This window comes from Streptomyces sp. SID12501, from assembly GCF_010550245.1.
GTDB lineage: Bacteria > Actinomycetota > Actinomycetes > Streptomycetales > Streptomycetaceae > Streptomyces.
Map to the genome: position 1 here is coordinate 1 of NZ_JAAGLU010000426.1, position 514 is coordinate 514.

The following is a 514-nucleotide window of genomic DNA, read 5'->3' on the forward strand; positions in this document are numbered from 1 at the left end:
TCGGCCAGTTTCGGCTGGCAGGACATGCAGACGCTGATGCGCGTCGCCATCGAGTCCGCCCAGCACCGGTTCCGCCTCGCCACCGCCTACTTCGCCCCCGACGCCTATTTCATCGAACTCCTCTGCGCCGCCGCCCGCCGCGGAGTCGAGGTTGAGATCCTGCTGCCCGGCCCCCACACCGACAAGCGCGTCTGCCAGCTGGCCGGTCAGCACTTCTACGCCGACCTCCTCGCCGCCGGAGTCAAGATCTTCCAGTACCAGCCGACGATGATGCACGCCAAGGTCATCACCGTCGACCGGATCGCCGCGCTGACCGGCTCCACCAACTTCAACCGCCGTTCCCTGGACCACGACGAGGAAGTCATGCTCGCGGTCCTGGACGAGACGTTCACGGCCACCCTCGACGGCCACTTCGACGAGGACCTCCAGGCCAGCGTCCGCATCGACGAGGCCCGCTGGAGCCGCCGCACCCCGGCCCAACGACTGCGCGAACTCGCCGTCACCCCCATCCGCC

General features: G+C 68.5%; 1 protein-coding gene. It reads left to right on the top strand.

What is annotated here, in order from left to right:
• The coding region (locus G3I71_RS46585; RefSeq protein ID WP_239149790.1) for a phospholipase D-like domain-containing protein at positions 1 to 514 on the top strand (514 nt) is incomplete at both ends.